This is a genomic window from Pseudomonas sp. SA195, from assembly GCF_054131565.1.
Map to the genome: position 1 here is coordinate 3,733,897 of NZ_CP096392.1, position 22,122 is coordinate 3,756,018.

21 protein-coding genes are annotated in these 22,122 nt (G+C 59.9%); 10 read left to right on the forward strand and 11 right to left on the reverse strand.

Annotation, left to right across the window (positions count from 1 at the left end; genetic code table 11):
- The first annotated feature begins 186 nt into the window (after window positions 1-186).
- Window positions 187-669, forward strand: a complete 483-nt coding sequence (locus M1D78_RS17375; protein ID WP_437421232.1) for an acyl-CoA thioesterase — start codon at window positions 187-189, stop codon at window positions 667-669.
- A gap of 99 nt (window positions 670-768) precedes the next feature.
- A complete protein-coding gene (locus M1D78_RS17380) occupies window positions 769-1,107 on the forward strand; it encodes a zinc ribbon domain-containing protein YjdM (protein ID WP_437421233.1) in 339 nt (112 codons plus the stop codon).
- Window positions 1,108-1,256: 149 nt separating this feature from the next.
- Here M1D78_RS17380 and speA read toward each other — a convergent pair whose 3' ends face one another.
- From speA to thiO, 3 genes are all read right to left on the reverse strand, one after another.
- Window positions 1,257-3,170 carry an arginine decarboxylase gene (speA, locus tag M1D78_RS17385; protein WP_437421234.1) on the reverse strand — a complete coding sequence of 638 codons (1,914 nt, stop codon included), beginning with the start codon at window positions 3,168-3,170 and terminating at the stop codon, window positions 1,257-1,259.
- Between the two features lie 117 nt (window positions 3,171-3,287).
- Entirely contained in the window at window positions 3,288-3,659 is a 372-nt protein-coding gene (locus M1D78_RS17390; protein WP_437421235.1) for a translation initiation factor Sui1, read from the reverse strand.
- Window positions 3,660-3,806: 147 nt separating this feature from the next.
- The gene (gene thiO / locus M1D78_RS17395; RefSeq protein ID WP_437421236.1) at window positions 3,807-4,901 is read right to left on the reverse strand and encodes a glycine oxidase ThiO; all 1,095 of its coding nucleotides are present in this window, start codon (window positions 4,899-4,901) and stop codon (window positions 3,807-3,809) included.
- Between thiO and M1D78_RS17400 the strand changes: the two genes are divergently transcribed.
- From M1D78_RS17400 to M1D78_RS17430, 7 genes are all read left to right on the forward strand, one after another.
- The gene (locus tag M1D78_RS17400; protein WP_437421237.1) at window positions 4,893-5,567 is read left to right on the forward strand and encodes a GspH/FimT family pseudopilin; all 675 of its coding nucleotides are present in this window, start codon (window positions 4,893-4,895) and stop codon (window positions 5,565-5,567) included. The genes thiO and M1D78_RS17400 overlap by 9 nt on opposite strands.
- A 99-nt stretch (window positions 5,568-5,666) precedes the next feature.
- On the forward strand, window positions 5,667-6,149 hold the full coding sequence (locus M1D78_RS17405) for a GspH/FimT family pseudopilin (protein ID WP_457933080.1): 483 nt from the start codon (window positions 5,667-5,669) through the stop codon (window positions 6,147-6,149).
- Complete coding sequence (gene pilV, locus M1D78_RS17410) at window positions 6,146-6,616, forward strand: type IV pilus modification protein PilV (RefSeq protein ID WP_437421239.1); 471 nt, start codon at window positions 6,146-6,148, stop codon at window positions 6,614-6,616. Before M1D78_RS17405 ends, pilV begins: the two co-directional genes overlap by 4 nt.
- Window positions 6,613-7,686 (forward strand): PilW family protein, encoded by a 1,074-nt coding sequence (locus tag M1D78_RS17415; RefSeq protein ID WP_437421240.1) that lies wholly within the window; start codon window positions 6,613-6,615, stop codon window positions 7,684-7,686. The genes pilV and M1D78_RS17415 overlap by 4 nt, the downstream gene beginning before the upstream one ends.
- The gene (locus tag M1D78_RS17420) at window positions 7,683-8,198 is read left to right on the forward strand and encodes a pilus assembly PilX family protein (RefSeq protein WP_437421241.1); all 516 of its coding nucleotides are present in this window, start codon (window positions 7,683-7,685) and stop codon (window positions 8,196-8,198) included. The genes M1D78_RS17415 and M1D78_RS17420 overlap by 4 nt, the downstream gene beginning before the upstream one ends.
- A 1-nt stretch (window position 8,199) precedes the next feature.
- The gene (locus M1D78_RS17425; RefSeq protein WP_437421242.1) at window positions 8,200-11,955 is read left to right on the forward strand and encodes a pilus assembly protein; all 3,756 of its coding nucleotides are present in this window, start codon (window positions 8,200-8,202) and stop codon (window positions 11,953-11,955) included.
- On the forward strand, window positions 11,952-12,395 hold the full coding sequence (locus M1D78_RS17430) for a type IV pilin protein (protein WP_437421243.1): 444 nt from the start codon (window positions 11,952-11,954) through the stop codon (window positions 12,393-12,395). The genes M1D78_RS17425 and M1D78_RS17430 overlap by 4 nt, the downstream gene beginning before the upstream one ends.
- 52 nt (window positions 12,396-12,447) lie before the next feature.
- Here the strand turns inward: M1D78_RS17430 and ispH are convergent, their stop codons facing one another.
- The 6 genes from ispH to murJ all read right to left on the reverse strand — a co-directional run bounded on the left by ispH (window position 12,448) and on the right by murJ (window position 19,950).
- A complete protein-coding gene (ispH, locus tag M1D78_RS17435; RefSeq protein ID WP_437421244.1) occupies window positions 12,448-13,392 on the reverse strand; it encodes a 4-hydroxy-3-methylbut-2-enyl diphosphate reductase in 945 nt (314 codons plus the stop codon).
- A 142-nt stretch (window positions 13,393-13,534) separates the two neighbouring features.
- On the reverse strand, window positions 13,535-13,972 hold the full coding sequence (gene fkpB, locus M1D78_RS17440) for an FKBP-type peptidyl-prolyl cis-trans isomerase (protein ID WP_437421245.1): 438 nt from the start codon (window positions 13,970-13,972) through the stop codon (window positions 13,535-13,537).
- Entirely contained in the window at window positions 13,965-14,468 is a 504-nt protein-coding gene (lspA, locus tag M1D78_RS17445) for a signal peptidase II (protein ID WP_437421246.1), read from the reverse strand. The genes fkpB and lspA overlap by 8 nt, the downstream gene beginning before the upstream one ends.
- 66 nt (window positions 14,469-14,534) lie before the next feature.
- Complete coding sequence (gene ileS / locus M1D78_RS17450) at window positions 14,535-17,366, reverse strand: isoleucine--tRNA ligase (RefSeq protein WP_437421247.1); 2,832 nt, start codon at window positions 17,364-17,366, stop codon at window positions 14,535-14,537.
- A gap of 1 nt (window position 17,367) precedes the next feature.
- Complete coding sequence (ribF, locus tag M1D78_RS17455) at window positions 17,368-18,318, reverse strand: bifunctional riboflavin kinase/FAD synthetase (protein ID WP_437421248.1); 951 nt, start codon at window positions 18,316-18,318, stop codon at window positions 17,368-17,370.
- Window positions 18,319-18,402: 84 nt separating this feature from the next.
- Complete coding sequence (gene murJ / locus M1D78_RS17460) at window positions 18,403-19,950, reverse strand: murein biosynthesis integral membrane protein MurJ (protein ID WP_437421249.1); 1,548 nt, start codon at window positions 19,948-19,950, stop codon at window positions 18,403-18,405.
- Window positions 19,951-20,164: 214 nt separating this feature from the next.
- On the opposite strand from murJ, the gene rpsT reads away from it, so the two are divergent.
- The gene (gene rpsT / locus M1D78_RS17465) at window positions 20,165-20,440 is read left to right on the forward strand and encodes a 30S ribosomal protein S20 (RefSeq protein ID WP_217477651.1); all 276 of its coding nucleotides are present in this window, start codon (window positions 20,165-20,167) and stop codon (window positions 20,438-20,440) included.
- An 83-nt stretch (window positions 20,441-20,523) separates the two neighbouring features.
- On the opposite strand, the gene M1D78_RS17470 is transcribed toward rpsT, so the two are convergent.
- Window positions 20,524-20,985 (reverse strand): CreA family protein, encoded by a 462-nt coding sequence (locus M1D78_RS17470; protein ID WP_437421250.1) that lies wholly within the window; start codon window positions 20,983-20,985, stop codon window positions 20,524-20,526.
- A gap of 11 nt (window positions 20,986-20,996) precedes the next feature.
- Window positions 20,997-22,115: a glutamate 5-kinase gene (gene proB / locus M1D78_RS17475; protein ID WP_437421251.1), complete on the reverse strand. Its 1,119-nt coding sequence runs from the start codon at window positions 22,113-22,115 to the stop codon at window positions 20,997-20,999.
- Window positions 22,116-22,122 lie beyond the last annotated feature (7 nt).

A 22,122-nucleotide genomic window follows, 5' to 3' on the forward strand; every position in this document is an offset into this window, starting at 1 on the left:
TACTGGCCTAGGTCAATGAATACCCAGACGACACCGCCGACACACGCAAGCTTTGAAACATCTGCGCGCTAATGCCGCATTGACCAGGCAATGAAAAACTGAAGGGAAATCTGAAATAGGCGAACACAACCGCCGCGTATTCGACTAAAGTAGCGGCCCTTTTTGCCAGCACGAGCCGCGCGCAACATGTTAGATGCCCATGCCGAACTGACCATGACCGTACTGATGACGCCGGACAAGGCCAATTTTTCCGGCAACGTTCATGGCGGCACGCTGCTCAAATACCTCGACGAAGTGGCCTACGCTTGCGCCAGCCGCTACGCCGGCCAGTACGTCGTCACCCTGTCGGTCGATCAGGTCAACTTCCGCCAGCCGATCCATGTCGGCGAACTGGTGACCTTCCTCGCCTCGGTCAACTACACCGGCAACACCTCGATGGAAATCGGCATCAAGGTAATCACCGAGGACATTCGTCAAAAGACTGTCCGCCACACCAATAGCTGTTTCTTCACCATGGTCGCCATGGGCGAGGATGGCCGGCCGGCCAATGTGCCGACCTTGCATCCGCAGACTCCCGACCAGAAGCGCCGCTTCGCCCAGGCGCAGCAACGCCGGCAGATCCGCCGCGAACTGGAAGAGCGCTACCGCGCCATCAAGGACGAGTACTGATCGCCCACTGCCCATCGACGCGGAGCCAAACACGGCCGGCTCCGCGCCCATCGCTAAAACCCTTTACAATCCGCGGCTTTTCCACGCCGAGGCTCTACCGTGACGCTCCCCGCCTGCCCTAACTGCAACTCCGAATACACCTACGAAGACGGCCTGATGCTGGTCTGCCCGGAATGCGCACACGAGTGGTCGGCTGATGCCGCCATGACGTCGGAGGACGCCGCCGCGGTCATCAAGGACTCGGTCGGTAACCCCCTGCAGGACGGCGACACCATCACCGTGATCAAGGACCTGAAGGTCAAGGGCACTTCGCTGGTGGTCAAGGTTGGCACCAAAGTCAAAAACATCCGCCTGGTGGACGGCGACCACGACATCGACTGCAAGATCGACGGTATCGGTGCGATGAAGCTCAAGTCCGAGTTCGTCAGAAAGGTATGACGCACAGAGCGCAGCTATAGGAGCCAGCGTGCTGGTGATCAACAGATCAGCGTGCCGATCCCCAGCACGCTGGCTTCTTCAATGACGGACTAGAAACGCGTTGCGAAGCGGCCGTCGTCGAGACAAACCGCGCCGCTGCACCTGACCTCTCAAGGCGTCAGATAGGAGGACCGGGTCAGCCCGAGACGCAACGCATCGATGTATTGCGTCCGCTCCTTGGCACTCAACCGCGCGCTGGAGACCTTGTCCCGGTAGTAGGTCATCAGCTCTTCGGGGGATAGGTGCACGTAGCGCAACATGTCCTCGATGGTGTCGTGCGTCTCGATGCCGGCGTGATAGAAGGTGCCGTCCTCGCGCTGGTAGACGTTCACCGAGTCGGTATCGCCGAATAGGTTGTGCATGTCGCCGAGGATTTCCTGGTAGGCACCGACCAGGAATACACCGAGGAAGTATTCCTCCCCCGCCTGGATCTCATGCACCGGCATACTGTTCTCGATGCTCTGCTCGTCGACGTAGTGCTTGATCTTGCCGTCGGAGTCGCAGGTTAGGTCCTGCAGCACAGCGCGACGCACCGGCTCCTCGGTCAGCCGCTGCAGCGGCACAATCGGGAGAATCTGGTCGATCGCCCAGGTGTCCGGCAGGCTCTGGAACACCGAGAAATTGCAGATGTATTTGTCGGCCAGCTTGTCGTTGAGCTCGTCCAAGACCGCACGGTGCGAACGCTGCCGGGCCTTGAGCTGGTTGTACAGCCGGCGGCAGATGGCGAAGTAGCTCTGCTCGGCCAATGCCTTCTGCGCCAAGCTGAGCTTGCCGGAGGCATATTGCGCGGCAGCCTCGCTCATGTAATGGGTCGCGCGCCAGTAGGTCTCGGTGACCATCTCTGGATCGGTCGGCCCGAGGAGGTCGGCCAGCGACTGGACGATGTCCGGCAGCTCCTCATAGTTCTCAATCTCGGGCGCCTGGTCGTTGTGACGCTCAAAGTCGGTCACCTGCATGACCAGCACTGCGTGGTGCGCCGTCATCGCCCGGCCGCTTTCGGAGAAGATGTGCGGGTGCGGCAGCTCCTGGCGGTCGCAGAACTCCTTGAGCATGCCGACCACCGTACCGGCGTACTCATCGATGTCGTAGTTGATAGAACTGGCGTTGCGCGAGTGCGTGCCGTCGTAGTCGACGCCCAGGCCGCCACCAACATCGATGTGGTCGACCGGCAGACCCAGTGCACGCAGCTCGGCGTAATACCGGATCGCCTCGCGGAAGCCGTCGCGGTAATCAGCCAAGTTCGCGATCTGCGAGCCCATGTGAAAATGCAGCAGGCGCACGCCCTGGTCGACGCCCGCGGCGCGGAAGCGCTCGATAACCGTAAGCAATTGGGCGGCCGAAAGACCGAACTTGGATTTCTCACCACCAGTGTCGGCCCATTTGCTCGACGCCAGCGACGACAACCGGACGCGCAAGCCGACCTGCGGGACGACCTTCAACTCGGCCGCCTCCTCGATCACCAGCCCCACCTCCGACATCTTCTCGATGACGATGAAGACGTTGTGACCGAGCTTCTGCCCCATCAGCGCCAGGCGAATGAATTCGCGGTCCTTGTAGCCGTTGCAGACGATGGTGCCGCCCTTGGGCGCCAGCGCCAGCACGGCCATCAGTTCCGGCTTGGAGCCGGCTTCCAGGCCAATGGCAACGTTCTGGGTAGCGATGATGTTTTCCACCACCGCTTCCTGCTGGTTGACCTTGATCGGGTACAGCGCGGTGTATTGGCTCTGGTATTCGAGCCGCTCGATGTTTGCGTCAAAGGCGCCGGTCAACCGGCGGACGCGGTCCTGCAGGATGTCCGGGAAGCGAACGAGCAACGGCAGGGTCAGGCCAGCGTCACGCAGTTGCTCGATCAGGCCGGTGAACTCGATGGCGTCACCGCTGGGCCCCTTCGGCCGCACCTCGACGTGCCCGTCATCGCTGATCGAAAAGTAGCCGGCACCCCAGTGGCGAATACCGTATACGCTGCGGCTGTCCGCTGCGGTCCACTGGCTGCCGTCGTCTTTACGTGTGCGTCGTACGGGCATCTAGGCCTCCTGATAAAAGGATGAATCCGTTGCGGGCGCAACGATAAGGCTATCCGGGTTGGACCGCCGGGATGGAAAGAAATAAGCGCAAGGGCTCGAGTTTGGTTGAAGCGGCTGTCAACCGCCCGATTTCTTGGCTTTGAGTCCGCGCTTGGTCAGCTCGTCGATGAGCAATTGAACATGGTCACCCTGAATTTCGATGACGCCCTCCTTTAGGGCACCACCCGTGCCGCAACGTCGCTTCAGCGCGCTGGCGAGCTCCTTGAGCTCGGCCTCAGCCAAGGGCACCCCGGTTATGGTCGTCACCGTCTTACCGCCTCGCCCTTTGCTCTCGCGGCGAACTCGGGCGACACCATCACCCTCTGGTACCGCAGCCTGCTTGCACACGCAGGCGCCCAGCGGCTGACCGCATTCAGGGCAGTGCCGCCCGGCGTCGGTGGAAAACACCAGCCCGCCAAGGCCGGAAAAGGAGTTGGTTTTCTTGACCACGGAAACCTCGAGCAAATCGCTGTCGCGCCAGATGCCACAAAGGGGGGCAATTTAACAGCAAACGCGCCCTGGACGTAGGGGCCCCGCCCTTCGGATCGCCAGCCATTGGAAGCGATCCGCCTTCCAGCATCAGTGATCGCCGCGCCGTCAGAGCCGACCGGCAGGCGCATAGGGGGTTGGATCGATGCGCGACGGCCGTCGCAGCATCAGGTCCGCCAGCAACTGACAGGACGCCGGCGCCAGGACGAGCCCGTTTCGGAAATGCCCGCAGTTGAGCCACAACCCCTCGTGACCCGGCACCGGGCCTATATAAGGCACCCCGTCCGGCGAGCCCGGGCGCAGACCAGCCCAATGCTTGACCACCTCGGCATCGGCCAACCCGGGCAGTAACTCGATGGCAGTTGACCAGAGGCTGGCCAATGCGTCCTCGGTCGGCGTCTTGTCGAAGCCAACATCCTCCAACGTACTGCCGACCAGAATATGACCGTCACGCCGCGGGATGGCGTAACGCCGCTTGGCCAGCACCATGCTCGGCAGAAAATCCTCGGCGCACTTGAACAGAATCATCTGCCCCTTCATCGGCTTGACCGGTAGCGACAGCCCAAGCGTCGCGAGCAGCGTGCCACTCCAGGCGCCAGCCGCCACTACGACCTGCTCGGCGCGCATATCACCGCGGGCCGTGCGTACGCCTACGATCCTGCGCTCCTCCTGCAGGAAGCCTTCGACCGGGCATTGCTCGATGAGCGACACGTTGGGCATACCCGCCAGTGCTGCGCGCAACGCCTGCAGCAACCTTGGGTTGCGTACGTTCGCCACGCCTTGCATGTAGATAGCGTTGGAGAAGCCTTCGCCCAGCGAGGGCACCCCAGCGCGCACCTCTTCCATCGCCGATCGCCGCAAGGGCCGCCCCTCCCGCTGGGCCCAGGCCAGTGCATCGTCCTCGTCATCCAGATCCAACCAGTAAAGGCCCGTCTCGTAGACTTGCGGATCGATCCTAGTCTGCTCGGCCAGCGCCGCGCCCAGCTGTGGATAGAAGTCCTGCGATGGATGCGCCAAAGCCGTCACCGCCGCGCTGTAGCGCCAGGGGTAAAGGGGCGAAACGATACCACCGCCCGCCCAGGAGGCTTCGCGTCCGGACTCGCCCGCCTCGATCACAGCCACCTCGTCACCCAAGCCCGCCAGCGTGTACGCCGACAGCAAACCGATGACGCCGCCTCCCACCACAATCGTCCGATGCTTCACTCCGCCTCCGGCTTCAGGTTCACATTTTTGGGCTTTGACTCTTGGACTGGCCGCCGCGCTGATCTAAAAAGCCCGCTTCGCCACGGGCTGGCGAAGCAAGGCGACACCGCCAGGAAGGCGCAATCATACGTGCAAAGGAACCGCACCATGCCGAATCAGGATCAAGGCTTCACGCTTGTCGAACTGCTCATCACCCTCACGGTATTGGCCGTTTTGTTGAGCATCGCAATCCCAACCTTCAACTCGTCCCTCGAATCGGTTCGCCAGCGCACGCTTGTCAACCAGCTACTAGCGGACCTCAACTTTGCAAGAAACAGGGCGATAACCACTCGACAGCCGGTCAGCATTTGCGCTGGAGCGGCCGGCTGCGATGACCAGGCGATGTGGAGTGGCCATGTGTTGATATTCGACGATGTGGATGGCAACGGCGCGATCGACGAGAGCGACTCCACGCTACGTACCACTGCGGTCACGGCGAGCCATAGCTGGAAATGGCGAAACTTTCGCCAGCAGCGATATATGACCTTCAAACCCGATGGCACGACGCACAGCCTCAACGGCACCTTCATTCTGTGCCGACAAAATACGCCGCTAAAGAAGATTGTGATCAACCTCACAGGCCGCGCGAGACTTGACGCACCCGAAGCTGACGACCTTTGCACCTAACATGCCGCACAGCCCCGGAAACCGACCGGACATCTGGGCAACGTGGGAAGCCGAACGGCAAAACGGGATGATTCGATGACCCTGAGACTGAGAAAAACCATGCATCACTCCCGAGCCTTTACGCTGATCGAGCTGATGATTACGCTGGCGATCCTCGCGATCTTGCTGGCGATCGCGGCGCCCTCGTTCCGAGACACCATTCAGAACAACCGAACCCAGACCATTGCCAACGACCTGACGACAGCGTTGCAGTTCGCTCGCTCCGAAGCGGTCAAGCGAGGTGTGAGAGTGGATATCTGCCGCCGCGCCGCGAACGCATGCGCAGATGCCGTCGATTGGGGCAACGGGTGGTTGGTGAAGGTAAACGGTGGCGACGTACTTCGCGTATGGGAAGCGGTAGGCGATCGGGATTCGGTCTCTGGGCCCAATGAAACCTTGACGTACCGCCCCAATGGTTTGCTGACCAAGACCACCGACTCCGCCTTCACCGTTGCCTTCGATAATTGCACTGGCAAGCCGCAGTACACCATCGCCCTCACCGCCACAGGACGAGTGACGAGCACAAAAGGAACGTGCCCATGAGAAGCCCCCTTCCTCCCTCTTCTCTCCAGCGAGGCGCGACGCTCATCGAAGTGCTCGTGGCCATGCTGATTCTCTCCGTCGGCCTGTTAGGCCTGGCCGGCATGCAGATGACAGCATTGAAAAGCAACCAGAGCGCTTACTACCGCTCCCAAGCCACGGTACTCGCCTACGACATCATCGACCGCATGCGCGCCAATCGCACCGAAGCGCTCAATGGCGTCTACGACATCGCGCTTCAGAACCAGACCTGTGATCCGGATATCGCCCCCAGCGGCACACTTGCCAAGAGAGACGTGGCCGAATGGCTGAACTCGCTCTCGTGCCTGCTTTCGGCGGACGCGCAAGGCAGTGTCGTCCGTAACGATAGAGTGTTCACGGTTTCCATCGAGTGGAATGACAACCGAGGGCGCATCGACGAAGCCGATGACGACGATCGCGAAACCTTTGTCTACCGGACGCAGCTATGAAACCAGTCTCCTTTTACCGGCAGGCGGGCCTTTCGCTCGTCGAGCTGATGGTCGCCATGTTGATCAGTCTGATCCTGCTAGGCGGCGTTCTGCAGGTATTCCTTTCCAGCAAGGACATGTATCGCACCAATACGGCGGTCGCCCGTGTTCAGGAAGCGGGGCGCTTTGCGACTGACTTCATGGCGTTCGATGTAAGGCAGGCGGGGTATAAGGGCGAGTGCTTAAGCGAGCCAGTCAACCATCTAAATCTTGCCGCTGCTTCAACTGATCTTAAAAATGCTTACAGCACGACTCCGGCAATCCAAGGTTGGGAGAACAGTAAACCGGTCTTTTTCGATGCCGCCGATACTGTACGCCCAGATACGGATACATTTATCGTGAAGTACGCTGGCGATGGCGCAGAGTTCGAACCAAACGGAAATAATAAAGCCGGAGATAAAAACATCGGCGTAAAAAGTGCAACAGGCGCCTATAGCGGCCAAGTAGTTATGGTTGCCAATTCGACTGGCTGCGATCTCTTTCAAAACTCGAACAACCAAAACGCTAACACTTTTCAAACAGCGGGAAATAACGTTACCCCTGGAAACGACGGTACTGGAATGAGCCAAGCGTACAGCAATAAATTCATGGCCCATGTCCTGCGCAGCCATACCTATTTCATCCGCGAGAATAACGACCGCCCTCCGTCTCTTTACCGCCGCGTACTGAGTCCAAACCCGACTGTAGAGGAGCTCGTCGAGGGCATCATCGAGATGCAAGTCACCTACGGCCTGGACAAGGACGGCGATCGGCTGGCGGATGAGTATGTAAAGGCTGGTACGAACAATCTTGTCTCCACCGGAGAGGGCGATTGGGACAAGGTCGTTTCGGCACGTATATCTGTCATCGCGATAAGTCCGGAAACCAATGTACTTGAGGAACCGCAGAAATTCGTCTTTCCAGCCATCGTCGGCATCGACCGGGATGACGAATTCGCTCTCTATGAGGACGACGGCACCGTCACCATCAAGGACAACCGCGTCGCTCAGGTCTACACAGCCACCGTCGCCATCCGGAATCGCTTGCCATGAAAAAAGGAACTTTCGGCCCATCCAAACAAGAAGGCGCAGTACTGCTCGTCGCTCTGATCATGCTTCTGCTCCTTACCATTCTTGGTGCTGCGGCTATGCGTGACACCAACCTGCAGGAACGGATGGCGGGAAACATGCGCGATCATGCACTCGCATTCCAGGCGGCGGAGGCGGCCCTTCGCTTCGCCGAACAAGAGGTCAAGACAGACTACTCAGATCTGATCAACGACACGCTCTATCCGGTCAACGATGAATCTCCAGACGTCGTGACCTTTTCTGGCTTTAACGGAAACGTATACGAAGCCCCGAAGTATACCGTTACACGCCTGCCCCATCCGGGACAGCTCGATATGCAGAACATGGTCAATCCCATGACAGCTGGCGGCGACTCGCTCGCCGCCGGCGAGTCGCTGATTCTCGACTTCGTTCTGGTACGCATCGAAGCAACCGGCACCGGCGCCAGCCCGGACTCGAAGGTAACCCTTCGTTCCCTGTATTTCGTAGAGGAGTGACATGATGCCGCTCAACCATCGCCGCATGCCCTGGAACGGCCTTGCCGCTACGTGGCGCCCGTTGCTTCTGGCCGGAACTGCACTGTCTTGGACATTATGCGCCAGCCAGGCTGTTGCCGACGTATCGCAAACTCCGCTGCTTCTCGGCGGCGGAAATGTTCCGGGCAATCTTGCACTTGTCCCATCCGTAGAGCACCCGACAGTCATCAGCGTAGCCAACTTAGGCGATTATAGTAATACCACCACTTACACTGGCTACTTTGATTCCGGGAAGTGCTATAAATTTATATCAGAAGCGTTCACCCATCCTTATTTTGGATCAGTTACAACCGCATCAGGGGGCGGGTACTTCACCCCAATGACGGAGATGAATACTGCTAGAGATTGCTCTGGAAACAGCGAAGCAAAATGGAGCGGAAACTACCTAAACTGGGCGACAACTCAGACTATCGACCCGTTTCGAAAGGCCCTTACTGGCGGATACCGCGTTGTGGACACTGACTCCATGACGATACTTGAAAAGGCCACTCGCGGAGGCAGCAGTAGCTACTTTCCCAACCGTACAATCAACGGAACAAACGCAAACAAAACAACGCCTTTTGGGAGTATTTCACTCACCAGCTCAGTTACAAGCGGCACTGACTTTCAGAAAAACAAAACCGTTCGTTTCACGTACACGAAAAACAACGCCACAGTCACTCAATACTTTACTGTCAGGATTGAAGTTTGCAAAGCTGGCTTGTTAGAAAGTAACTGTACGAAATACCGAGACAACCTATGGAAACCTGAAGGCCTGATCCAGCAGTACTCCAAGGACATTCGTTACAGCGTTTTTAGCTACGTTAACGAAGATGGCAATGGGCGTAACGGCGGGGTAATGCGCGCGCCACAAGACTACGTGGGACAGACTAAACGTGTACCGGGCAACCCGAATGAACTAGAGAACAGCCTCAGCGAGTGGTCAGCCGATACGGGCATTCTCCATGTTAATCCGCGCAGCTCCAGTATCGGAAATAGCGGAGTCATCAACTACATAAACAAGTTTGGCGAGCTAACAAACAAGCACAAGTCTAGAGATCCGGTGAGCGAGCTTTACTATGCCGCGCTTCGTTACTTTCGTAATTTAGGCGATGTAGCCGGCTACTCAAACATAACCAATGAAGCACAGCGAGATAAATTCCCAGTCATTACGGATTGGACAGACCCGATTCAGTACGCTTGTCAAAAGAACGTTATCCTTGGTATTGGCGACGTGTACACGCACGCTGATCGTGATCTTCCCGTCGCCGGGGATAATCTTAACGTGAACCTTTGGACCCAGAAGGTCTTCGATCTTGAAGGTATCGTTAAGACTGCATCAAATGAATTTTCTGGTCGCGACAATTCCGCCTATATTGCTGGTTTGGCCTACTATGCTAACACCTCGGACTTACGCGAGGACAAAGCAGGAGATCAGACCGTCTCCACTCATTGGGTAGACGTGCGGGAAAGCCAGACGCTCGAACCAAAGGCTTCCAATCAGTATTGGCTTGCCGCTAAATATGGTGGTTTTGACGTACCCGACGATTATAAATTCGGGGACGCACTTACAGACGAATCTTGGAATACCGGTGAGATACTCTCGAGCGGAGATTTTCGTCCTAGTAATTTTTATGTAGCAAGCGACGCCACCAAGATGGTTGAAAGCTTGAAAATCGCGTTTGCCAAAATCGCAAAAGAGGTTCGTAGCACCACGGCCGCTCTTTCGACTAATTCGACTAAGCTGGAAACCGATACTGTCGTATTTCAGTCGATGCTCGACAGCTCCAAGTGGAGTGGGGACCTGCTGGCCAAGGCAGTTTCGAGCAACGGCACCGTGAGCGAAACCCCTACTTGGAAGGCTGCACAGAAGCTCGATGCCCTGACCAACGCCCAAACGTCGGATCGCGTCATCCTGACATCCACACCGCCTACTGCTGACGCCACGACAGGCGCTCGGGTATCGAACACAGGCCGGACCTTTCTCTGGGGCCAGCTTGACACTGCACAACAGAACGCTCTTCGCGCCACCGCCAGCGGAACCTTGGTGACTGAACAACGTGGTCAGGAGCGACTCGCCTTCATTCGGGGTGACCGCAGCCAGGAGCGCACCGATGCTGCGCCCAACAACCCGTTCCGGCAGCGTGACAGCCGGCTGGGTGATATTGCCAACTCTGATCCGCAGTACATCTACAAACCGAACTTCGGTTATTCACAGCTACCCGAGAGCGCCGGATTCACGAGCACGATCAAAAGCGCATACACCACCTTCCGCTCGCAAAGCACCTATCAGAACCGTCCACCGCTTGTGGTTGTCGGGGCAAACGACGGCATGCTGCACGGCTTCGACGCGAGTCTCGGCACCACAGGCGGCAAAGAACTGTTCGCCTATGTCCCGAATGACCTGATTGACGAACTTCACGAACTGACGGACCCGACCTATGCGCACCGCTACTATGTGGACGGTACGCCCCGTATCGGTGACGCACTCGTCAGCGGCCATTGGAAAACGCTTGTGGTCGGCTCGTCCGGCGCGGGAGGTCGTAGCATCTTCGCATTGGATATTTCGAACGCAAACAACATGTCCGCTAGCAATGTTCTCTGGGAATTCACCCACGCGGAAATGGGCTACAGCCTCGGCCGTCCCAGCTTGGTTCCGCTCTACAACGGTAAGTTCGGCGTTATCGTAACCAGCGGTTATGATCGCCCGACTGACACCGCTGCTGGTTATGTATGGATACTGGATGCCTCGGACGGCAGCGTGATCAAACGTTTCGATTTGCCAGAAAGCGGCGACCTGGGCGCACCGCTGACGGTCGACCTGGATAACGACCGTGTAGCGGATCGCATCTACGTAGCCGACACGCTGGGCAAGGTATGGCGCCTGGACATCAACGGCACGACACCCAGTGGCTGGGATGCGCCGAGCGATCTGAAGTCAGGCGGAAATATCGCTCCGTTGTTCCTCGCTAAAGATTCCGCGGGCGCCGCGCAACCGATCACCGCCCCGCTGGATGCCGCCTACACGAAAGACCGCCAGTTAATGCTCGTATTTGGAACCGGCAGCTTCTACCAAACCACGGACAACGAGATTCCGACCTCCCCTCAAGTCCAGTCCTTCTACGGCATTATCGATAGCGGCGAGCAAATCGATGGACGCAGCAATTTGTTGGAGCAAGAGATTCTCAGAGAGGTAACCGGTACTGAACTCAATGGCCGAGCAGTCAGCGGGAGCACCATGACCGACAGCCATAAGGGCTGGTACCTGGATCTGTTGTGGAAAACCTCCAAAGGCGGACCGGGTGCCAAGGGCGAGCGGGTAATCTCCCAAGCTCAACTCGGCGGCAACCGCGTCACTTTCAGCACCCTGATTCCCTCAGCCAACCCATGTGATGCTGGGGGCACCAGCTGGATCATGAGTCTTGATCTGGCAACCGGTAGTCGCCTTGCCTATTCGTACTTCGATTACAACGGCGACGGCAATATCGATGAGAACGACTACATCGAGCTGGAAGACGGTACCAAGGTTCCGGTAAGCGGCGTTGCCGACCCGGATGAGGGTGCGGTCAAGGGCACCATCGGACTTAACGACCAGACAACCGGCAAACGCTACCTGTGTTATGCCAGCTCGGCATCTAGTACCGACGAGGATGGCGTAACCCCGGTATGCATCGAGGTCATGGGAGACAACAACGACTCCAATCGCCTGTCCTGGCATGAAGTGAGGGAAAACCTTTGAAGACGTTCTTATCGACTCGGCGGTCGAGCCGTGGTTTTACTCTGATTGAACTGATGATTGTAGTGGCCATCATCGGCATCATCGCCGCGATCGCATATCCCAGCTATCAAGAATACGTCCGCGCCGCTAAGCGCGCGGACGCCGAAACCGCCCTGATGGAACTGGCGCACTTCATGGAGCGCTACTACACCGCTAATGGGCGCTACGACGAAAGCAATGGAGATGAGCCCGACCTTCCCTTTACGCAAGCGCCCAAGGATGGCGGAACCAAGGCCTACGACATCAGCTTGGTCGCGGCCAGCACCTCAGCTACCGCCTATGTGCTGCAGGCCGTACCGACCGGAAGCATGGCGAATGACAAATGTGGCACCTTGACGCTGTCAAACACGGGTGCCAAGGGACAAAGTGCGTCGACCCTTGCCGAATGCTGGAAACGCTAACCTGAAAGCAAGAAGCCCGGCGAGATGCCGGGCTTCTTGCTTTCAGATACGTTCAAACCGCCTTCAACCGCAACTCCTTCGGCATGGAGAACGTCACGTTCTCCGGCCGGCCATCCAGCTCATTGGTTCCGGTGGCGCCCCACTCACGGAGCTGGTCGATCACGCCTCGCACCAGCACCTCGGGTGCCGAGGCGCCGGCGGTGATGCCGACACGAGTGCTCGCGCCGAACCATTCCTGCTTGAGATCCTGTGCGCCATCGATCAGGTAAGCCGGCGTGTCCATGCGTTCGGCCAGCTCGCGTAGGCGGTTGGAATTGGAACTGTTCGGGCTGCCGACCACCAACACTACATCGCACTCGGCAGCCAGCTGCTTGACGGCGTCCTGGCGATTTTGGGTGGCGTAGCAAATATCGTCTTTTCGCGGACCGCCGATGCTTGGAAAGCGCGCACGGAGGGCGTCGATGACTCGGCTGGTGTCGTCCATTGAGAGCGTCGTTTGGGTGACGAAGGCAAGGGCGTCGGGATTGCGGACCTGTAGCCGGGCCACGTCCTCCTCGTCCTCGACAAGATAGATCGAGCCGCCGTTTGCGGTGTCATACTGCCCCATGGTGCCCTCGACCTCCGGATGCCCGGCATGACCGATGAGGATACATTCGCGGCCCTCGCGGCTGTATTTGGTCACCTCGAGGTGCACCTTCGTCACCAGCGGGCAGGTTGCGTCGAACACCTTCAGCCCGCGCCCTTCAGCCTCCATGCGCACGGCCTGAGACACACCATGAGCACTGAAAATGACGATGAAACCGTCCGGCACCTGGTCCAGCTCGTCGACGAATATCGCCCCTCGCTCGCGCAGATCTTCAACCACGAACTTGTTGTGCACCACTTCATGGCGAACGTAGATCGGCGGGCCGAAGACTTCCAACGCACGGTTGACGATTTCGATGGCGCGGTCGACGCCGGCACAGAAGCCGCGCGGATTGGCGAGTTTGATCTGCATATGAATTCTCGACGCTCAGAGCGGGTAAGTTGTGAGTGTACCGACTGTTCCAGCAGTGACCTGAAATGCTACGGCATGAATTGCCAGCCAGGATCCCCTATCCCTAGCGCTTGTAACGCCTCGTCAGGGATAAGCTGACTGCTCAGACCGGCTTGACCTCGAAAATCTCCACTTCGAACGTCAATGCCTTGCCTGCCAGCGGATGGTTGAAATCTACCGTCACCTGGCGTTCATCGAAGCGCTTGACGACTCCGGGCAGCTCGGTTTTAGCGGCATCGTTGAAGATCACCAAGAGGCCTTCCGACAGCTCCATGCCCTCGAACTGGGCCCGCGGCATCACCTGTACGTTCTGCTCGTTATGCTGGCCGAAACCCTGCTCCGGAGCGATCTGGAAGGTACGACGGTCTCCGGCCTTGAGGCCGTAGAGCTGCTGTTCGAAGCCCGGCAGCAGGCTGCCGTCGCCGATCTTGAAGGTGGCCGGTTGCTTGTCGAAGGTGCTGTCGACCTGCTCGCCGTTCTCGATACCGAGGGCGAAATGCAATGTCACTTGCGTCTCCGGCCCAATGCGCTGCTCACTCATTTGCCGTTTCTCTCGTATTACTGCTACGGAACAGGTCCAGGGCCAGCATCACGGCGCCGACCGTAATCGCGCTGTCGGCGACATTGAACGCCGGAAAACGCCAGCGGTACTGCCAGTGAACCAGGATGAAATCGACGACATGGCCAAGCACCATGCGGTCATAGAGGTTGCCCAGTGCACCACCGAGGACCAGCGCCAGAGCCACTGCCAGCCAGGTCTCGGAAGGCTTGAGGCGCTTCATCCAGACCACCAGCACGACACTGACGCCGATAGCGATCAGCGCGAACAGCCAGCGCTGCCAGCCCGAATGATCAGCCAGAAAGCTGAACGCCGCGCCCGTGTTATAGGCCAGCGTCCAGGCGAAATAGCCGGGGATGACATCCAGCGTCTGGTAAAGCTCGAACCGGGCCTCGAAATAATGCTTCGTTGCCTGGTCCAGCGCGATGACCAGCACGCTGAGCCACAGCCAGGCAAGCTTGCCGAAACGCGCAGTCATGATTGAAACCACGCGGTCATTGCATGCGTCCCACGGGGCACCAGGGCACCCCTGCCAATCATGCCGTCACGCATAGTGACGAACCTCGCCCTCGCCTTCGATGTTTTCCACGCAGCGCCCGCAGATTTCCGGGTGCGCCGCGTTGGAGCCAACGTCAGGCAAGTGATGCCAGCACCGGCCGCACTTGGGATCGGCGGTCTTCACGACTTCCAACTTGAGGCCAGCCAGTTCGCTGACGACCGCCGCGGCCGGCGCTTCAGCCAGCGGAGCGACACGCACCCCTGAGGTGATCAGAACGAAGCGCAGCTCGCCGCCCAGCTTCGCTAAGGTCGCGGCAAGCGCGTCGTCGGCGTAGAGCACCACTTCAGCCTGCAAGTTGCCACCGATCGTCTTGGCGGCACGCTGCGTTTCTAGCTCCTTGTTCACGGCCGCCTTGACGGCCATGACCTGATCCCAGAACGCCCGATCCAGCTCGGCGCCCGTCGGCAGTTCGACGAGGCCGTCGTACCACGTATTGAGCATCACCGATTCGTTGTGCTCGCCCGGCAGGTACTGCCAGATTTCGTCGGCGGTGAAGGCCAGGATCGGCGCGATCCAGCGCACCAGCGCTTCGGCGATGTGGTACAGGGCGGTCTGGCAGGATCGGCGAGGCAGGCTGTCGGTGCCGGTGGTGTACTGACGATCCTTGATGATGTCGAGGTAGAAGCCACCCAGCTCTTGAACGCAGAAATTGTGCACCTTCTGATAGACGTTCCAGAACTTGTAAGTCGAGTAGGCTTCTTCGATCTCGCGCTGCAACAGCAGAGCGCGGTCGATGGCCCAACGATCCAAAGCGATCAGCTGATCGGCGGGCACCAGGTGCTGCGCCGGATCGAAGCCGTCAAGGTTCGAGAGAAGGAAACGCGCGGTGTTACGGATGCGGCGATAGGAATCCGCGCTGCGCTGCAGGATGACTTTGGAGACCGCCATCTCGCCGGAGTAGTCGGTCGAGGCCACCCAGAGGCGAAGGATGTCCGCACCCAGACTGTCGGTGACTTCCTGCGGCGCCACGACGTTGCCCAGCGACTTAGACATCTTGCGTCCGTTCTCGTCGACCACGAAGCCGTGCGTCAGTAGCCCCTTGTAGGGCGCGTGGCCATCGATCGCCGAGCCGGTGAGCAGAGACGAATGGAACCAGCCGCGATGCTGGTCGGAACCTTCCAGATAAAGGTCCGCACGTGGGCCGCTGTCGTGGCCCATCGGATGCGAGCCGCGCATCACGTGCCAGTGGGTGGTGCCGGAGTCGAACCAGACGTCCAGCGTATCGCTGATCTTCTCGTACTGCGCCGCCTCGTCACCCAGCAACTCGGCCGGCTCCAGCCTTGACCAAGCCTCGATACCGCCCTGTTCGACACGTTGGGCAACGTGCTCCATCAGCTCGACAGTACGGGGATGCAGCTCGCCGCTTTCCTTGTGCAGGAAGAACGGGATCGGCACACCCCAAGTGCGCTGGCGCGAGATGCACCAATCCGGGCGCCCGGCGATCATGCCGTGCAGGCGCGCCTGGCCCCAGGCGGGGACGAAGTCGGTCTGTTCGATCGCGTCCAGCGCGCGGCGACGCAGCGAGCTGCCGTCGTGGGCGACCTTGTCCATACCGACGAACCACTGGGCGGTGGCGCGATAGATCAGCGGCGTCTTGTGCCGCCAGCAATGCATGTAGCTGTGCTGGATGCTTTCGTGCTTGAGCAGCGCGCCGACTTCGTCCAGCTTGGCGACGATGTTCGGGTTGGCCTTCCAGATGAACTGGCCGCCAAAAAATGGCAGGTCCGGTACGTACACGCCGTTGCTCTGCACAGGGCCGAGGATGTCGTCGTTCTCCATGCCGTACTGCTTGCAGGAACGGAAGTCGTCCTCACCGTAGGCCGGCGCGGAGTGGACGATGCCGGTGCCCGCCCCGGTTTCCACGTATTCGGCCAGGTAGACCGGCGCGAAACGCTCGTAGAAGGGATGGCGGAAGCGGATCAGTTCAAGTACCTGCCCTTCGCAACGGGCGATGATTTCGCCCTGCAGGCCATAGCGCGAGAGGCACGACTCGACCAGCTCCTCGGCCAGCACCAGCAAACGGTCGCCGACGTCGACCAGCGCATAGATGAACTCAGGATGGACGTTGAGCGCCTGGTTGGCCGGGATCGTCCAAGGGGTGGTAGTCCAGATAACGATGCTGGCCGACTTCGGCAGGTTAGAGAGCCCGAAGGCGGCGGCCAGTTTGTCGGCGTCCTCAACCTCGAAGGCGACGTCGATGGCATCGGATTTCTTGTCCTGGTACTCGACCTCTGCCTCAGCCAGCGCGGAGCCACAGTCGAAACAGAAGTTGACGGGCTTCAAGCCCTTGAAGACAAAACCGCCCTCGACCATTTTCGCCAGTGCACGGATCTCCCCGGCCTCGTTGACGAAGTCCATGGTGCGGTAGGGGTTGTCCCATTCTCCCAGCACGCCGAGCCGGATGAAGTCAGCCTTCTGCCCTTCGATCTGTTCGGCAGCATAGGTGCGGCAGCGTTCGCGGGTCAGGTCCGCAGGCTGGTTCTTGCCGTAGGTGATCTCGACCTTGTGCTCGATCGGCAGGCCGTGGCAATCCCAGCCTGGCACGTACGGCGCGTCGAAGCCGGCCAGTGTCTTGGAACGAACGATGATGTCCTTGATCACCTTATTGACCGCGTGCCCAATGTGAATGCTGCCGTTCGCGTAGGGCGGGCCGTCGTGCAGGACGAACTTCGGACGACCCTCGCCAATCTGGCGCAGCTTCCCGTAGAGGTCGATGCTGCTCCAGCGCTGCAGGATCTCCGGCTCGCGCTGGGGCAGACCGGCCTTCATCGGGAATGCCGTCGACGGCAGATTGAGGGTCGCTTTGTAATCGGTCATTTCAGTCCTGACTCGTGGTAGAGAGTGAAGCCCGCCAGTAGTCGCGAGCCGCGGCGATGTCGGCTTCGATTGCCGTCCTGAGAGCCTCGAGGGAGGCGAAGCGCTGCTCGTCACGCAGCTTGCGGTGAAAGGTCACACGCAGCAGGCGACCGTAAAGGTCGCCCTGATAGTCCAGCAAGTGCACCTCGAGATGAGGGTTACCATCGCTGTCGACGGAGGGCCGCAGCCCGATGTTGGCCACGGCAGGCTGGAGCCCGCCATCGACTTCGGTGCTGACCATGAACACACCACTCAGCGGTGTGCTCTTGCGCTTGAGCTGGATGTTCGCGGTTGGTGCACCCAGCGTGCGGCCCAGGGCCTGGCCGTGCATGACACGCCCGGTGATGCTGAAGGGGCGCCCGAGCAGCTTTTCCGCCAATGCCAGCTCACCCGCGGCCAACACTTGGCGAATACGTGTACTGCTGACCCGCTCGCCTGCCACCTCGATGGTGCGCGCCGCTTCAACGCTAAAGCCTTCGAGCGCCCCAGCTTGCGTCAGGAAGTTGAAATCCCCCGCTCGATCGCAACCGAAGCGAAAATCATCGCCCACTTCCAGATGCTTGACGCCCAACCCCTCGACCAGCGTGGCATGAACGAACTCGGCTGCGCTCAGCTCACGCAGACGACGATTGAAGGCCAGGCAGAGCACCAGGTCGACGCCTTGCTCGTCCAGCAAGCGGAGCTTTTCGCGCAGCCGCGTCAGCCTGGCCGGCGCGCTGTGCGGAGCGAAAAATTCACGCGGCTGTGGCTCGAAGATCACCACGCAGCTCGGCAACCCCAACTCGGCCGCACGCTCACGCAGGCGCGCCAGGATCGCCTGGTGCCCTCTGTGAACCCCGTCGAAATTGCCGATAGTGGCGACGCAGCCCCGATGCCGGGGCCGCAGGTTGTGAAGACCTCGAACCAGCTGCATACCGCACTTCTTGCTTGGAAAGGCGCCGATTATACGCATGAGCAGCGGATGCCGGACAGGTTTGCGCTGCCCGGTACGGGCTCGTCAATGCCGCAGATGCCTGGGTCGCAGCCCCAAGACCACCAAGCCTGCGACAAAGGCCACGATGCCGGCCACGACAAGAATGCCCAGCTGCAAGGCGCGCTGCTGCCAACCCCAAGCGAACCAGTCGGCTGTTGGCACGTTCAGCCACCAGACCGCGGCGACCATGGCAGCGCAACCACCGCACAGCCGCAGCAGGAAGAGCCCCCAGCCCGGCGCGAGGCGGAACACGCCGATCCGGTACAGCCCCCAGAACAGCAGGACCGCATTGAGCATCGAAGACAACGAAGTGGCCAGCGCCAGGCCAACGTGCTGGAGCGGCCAGATCAGGATCAGGTTCATCACCATGTTGGCGATCATGCAGGTCACCGCCACGCGCACGGGCGTCTTCATGTCCTGGCGGGCAAAGAATCCCGGCGCAAGCACCTTGATCAACATGAATGCCAGGACCCCTAGGGAATATGCCTCCAGCGCACGGGCCGACTGCAGCACGGCCTCTTCGGTCATGGCGCCGTAGAAAAACAGGCTGGCTATCAGCGGCTCGGCAAGAATGCCGAGCGCAAGCGCCGCCGGCACGCCGACCAGCAGGACCATGCGCAGCGCCCAGTTGAGCGTATCGGAAAAGGCCTTCGGGTCCGCTCCGGCATGCTGCCGCGACAGGCTCGGCAGAATGACGGTACCAATGGCGATGCCGAAGGCACCCAGCGGCAGCTCCGACAGGCGATCAGCGTAATAGAGCCAAGACACGCTGCCGGTTTGCAGGAAAGACGCCAGAACCGTGTCGAGCAGGAGGTTGATCTGACTGACCGATACGCCAAACAACGCCGGCACCATCAGCAGCATGATGCGCCGTACGCCTTCGTCCCCGATGCGCAGGCGCGGCCGCGGCAACAGCCCGAGCTTCGCCACGTAGGGCAACTGGAAGCCCAGCTGCGCGAACCCAGCAATGAATACGCCCCAGGCGAGCGCCTTGATCGGTTCGTCGAAATAAGGTGTCAGGAAGATCGCAGACGTGATCATGCAAACGTTCAGCAGGACCGGCGTGAAGCCCGGTACGGCAAAGCGCCCGTAGCTGTTGAGAACACCCGAGGTGAAGGCTGTCAGCGAGATCAGCAGCAGGTAAGGGAAGGTAATACGCAGCAAGTCGCCGGCGAGCGCCATTTTCGCTGGCTCGTCATGAAAACCGGGCGCAAAGAGCATCACGACATAGGGCGACGCCAATACTCCGATCGCCGTGATGCCGGTCAGGATCAGCCCAAGCATGCCAGCCGTCCGATCCACCAGCAGCTTCACCTCGGCCAGGGTGCGCTGGGTGCGGTATTCCGACAGCACCGGGACGAATGCCTGGGCAAAGGCACCTTCAGCGAACAGCCGACGCAGGAAATTTGGAATCTTGAAGGCGATGAAAAAGGCGTCGGCAGACGCGCCGGAGCCAAAGTAGCTCGCCACCACCATGTCGCGTACCATGCCCAGCACGCGCGACAGCAGTGTCATCACGCTGACTACCGCGCTCGAGCGCAGCAATCCGCCTTTTCCGGATGTCTCGGACATGTAGGTTCCTAGATGGGGATGCAGAGGTCCGGCCAGGCCTGCGCCACCGGATCGACGGGCAAATACGACAGACGAAAAGGCGGCGAGTTTAGCGACAGGCCTCCTGTCCGGCCAGTGCTCATCACAGCCTCAACGCACTTGACAACCCCCGGCCGCATCGGCATGATTCGCGGCCTTATTTGCTTTGTATCCCACGTTTTCGAGGAGTTCGACGGTGGCCAACAGCCCTTCCGCCAAAAAACGCGCAATTCAGGCTGAGAAGCGTCGCAGCCACAACGCCAGCTTGCGCTCCATGGTTCGTACCTACATCAAAAATGTAGTCAAGGCCATCGATGCTAAAGATCTGGAAAAAGCTCGTACTGCTTACACCGCAGCCGTGCCCGTGATCGACCGCATGGCCGACAAAGGCATCATCCACAAGAACAAGGCCGCTCGTCACAAGAGCCGCCTGAACGGCCACATCAAGGCTCTCGGCGCCGCTGCTGCCTAAGCTGTTCGTTCTTGAAAAAAACCGGCCTAGCGCCGGTTTTTTTGTGCCTGAATCCCAGGGCTTGGCAACCACAACACCGTCAACTAGCGAACAGAACCCCAAGGCAGTATTGGAATCGCCGTGACCGCGTTTTGCGGACTGCCTTCGATAACGCGATCACTGTAGACAAGATAAACCAGCGTATTCCGCGGCTCGTCGAAGAAACGCACCACTTGCATTGTCTTGAACACCAGCGACGTCCGTTCCTTGAAGACTACCTCGCCCTCTTCTAGCGTATCGCTCATGCGTATCGGCCCAACCTGCCGACAGGCAATCGACGCCTCGGCACGATCTTCCGCCAACCCAAGCCCACCCTTGATCCCACCTGTCTTGGCACGAGACAGGTAGCAGGTAACACCCTCGACTTTGGGATCATCGAACGCCTCCACGACGATCTTGTGGTTCGGCCCTACCCACTTGAACGCCGTATCGACCTCTCCGACTTCACGTGCCATGCCAATCAATGGCCACGCCGCAAGGAGCATCAGGGTTCCCGCCAAGCGCATAGACAAACTCCTCAAACCAGGATCATGTTGTCGCGATGGATCAGCTCAGGCTCGTCGACGTAGCCAAGCAACTTCTCGATTTCGTCGGACGGCCGCCCCAGGATCCGCTGCGTCTCAGCCACACTGTAGTTGACCAAGCCACGGGCAACCTCTCGACCATCCGGGCCAACGCAGACCACCATCTCGCCGCGCCTGAAACCGCCCTGCACCGCCTTGACGCCTACAGGCAGCAGGCTGCGATTGCCTTGGCGTAAAGCGTGCACCGCCCCCTCATCCAGCGTGACGGTGCCGCGTGTCTGCAGATGACCCGCCAGCCACTGCTTGCGTGCGGCATGCCGGGTGCACTCAGGCGCCAGCAGCGTCCCCAGTCTTTCACCCGCCTGTAGACGAGCCAATACTTGCTCGATGCGGCCACCCACAATCACTGTATAAGCCCCGGAGCGCGCCGCCAGACGGGCCGCACGCAGCTTGGTCTGCATGCCACCACGGCCAAGCGCTCCTCCCGTGCCACCGGCAACGGCATCGAGGGTCGGATCGTCGGCGCGCGCCTCGCTTATGAGATTAGCGTCGGGGTTGTTGCGTGGATCGGCATCGAACATACCGTCGCGGTCGGTGAGGATGACCAATAGGTCCGCCTCGACGAGATTCGCCACGAGCGCAGCGAGGGTATCGTTGTCGCCGAAACGGATTTCGTCGGTGACCACGGTATCGTTTTCGTTGATCACCGGAACCACCTGCAAATCGATCAACGTGCGCAGCGTGCTACGGGCATTGAGATAGCGCTTACGGTCAGACAGGTCGTCATGGGTAACCAGCACCTGGGCCGTCTGCTGGCCGCAGCGCGCAAAGCTGCTCTCCCAGGCCCTGATCAACCCCATCTGCCCGACCGCAGCGGCCGCCTGCAGCTCGTGCACCGCCTTGGGCCGGGCAGCCCAGCCGAGCCGACTCATGCCAGCAGCAACAGCGCCGGACGAAACCAGCACCAATTCGATGCCGGCATCGCGCAAGGCCACCATCTGATCGACCCAGACCGCCATCGCGTCCTGGTCCAGCCCCCGACCATCGGCCGTCAACAATGCGCTCCCGATCTTCACTACCCAGCGCCGCGCGCCGCTCACCTTGTCCCGCATCGATCCC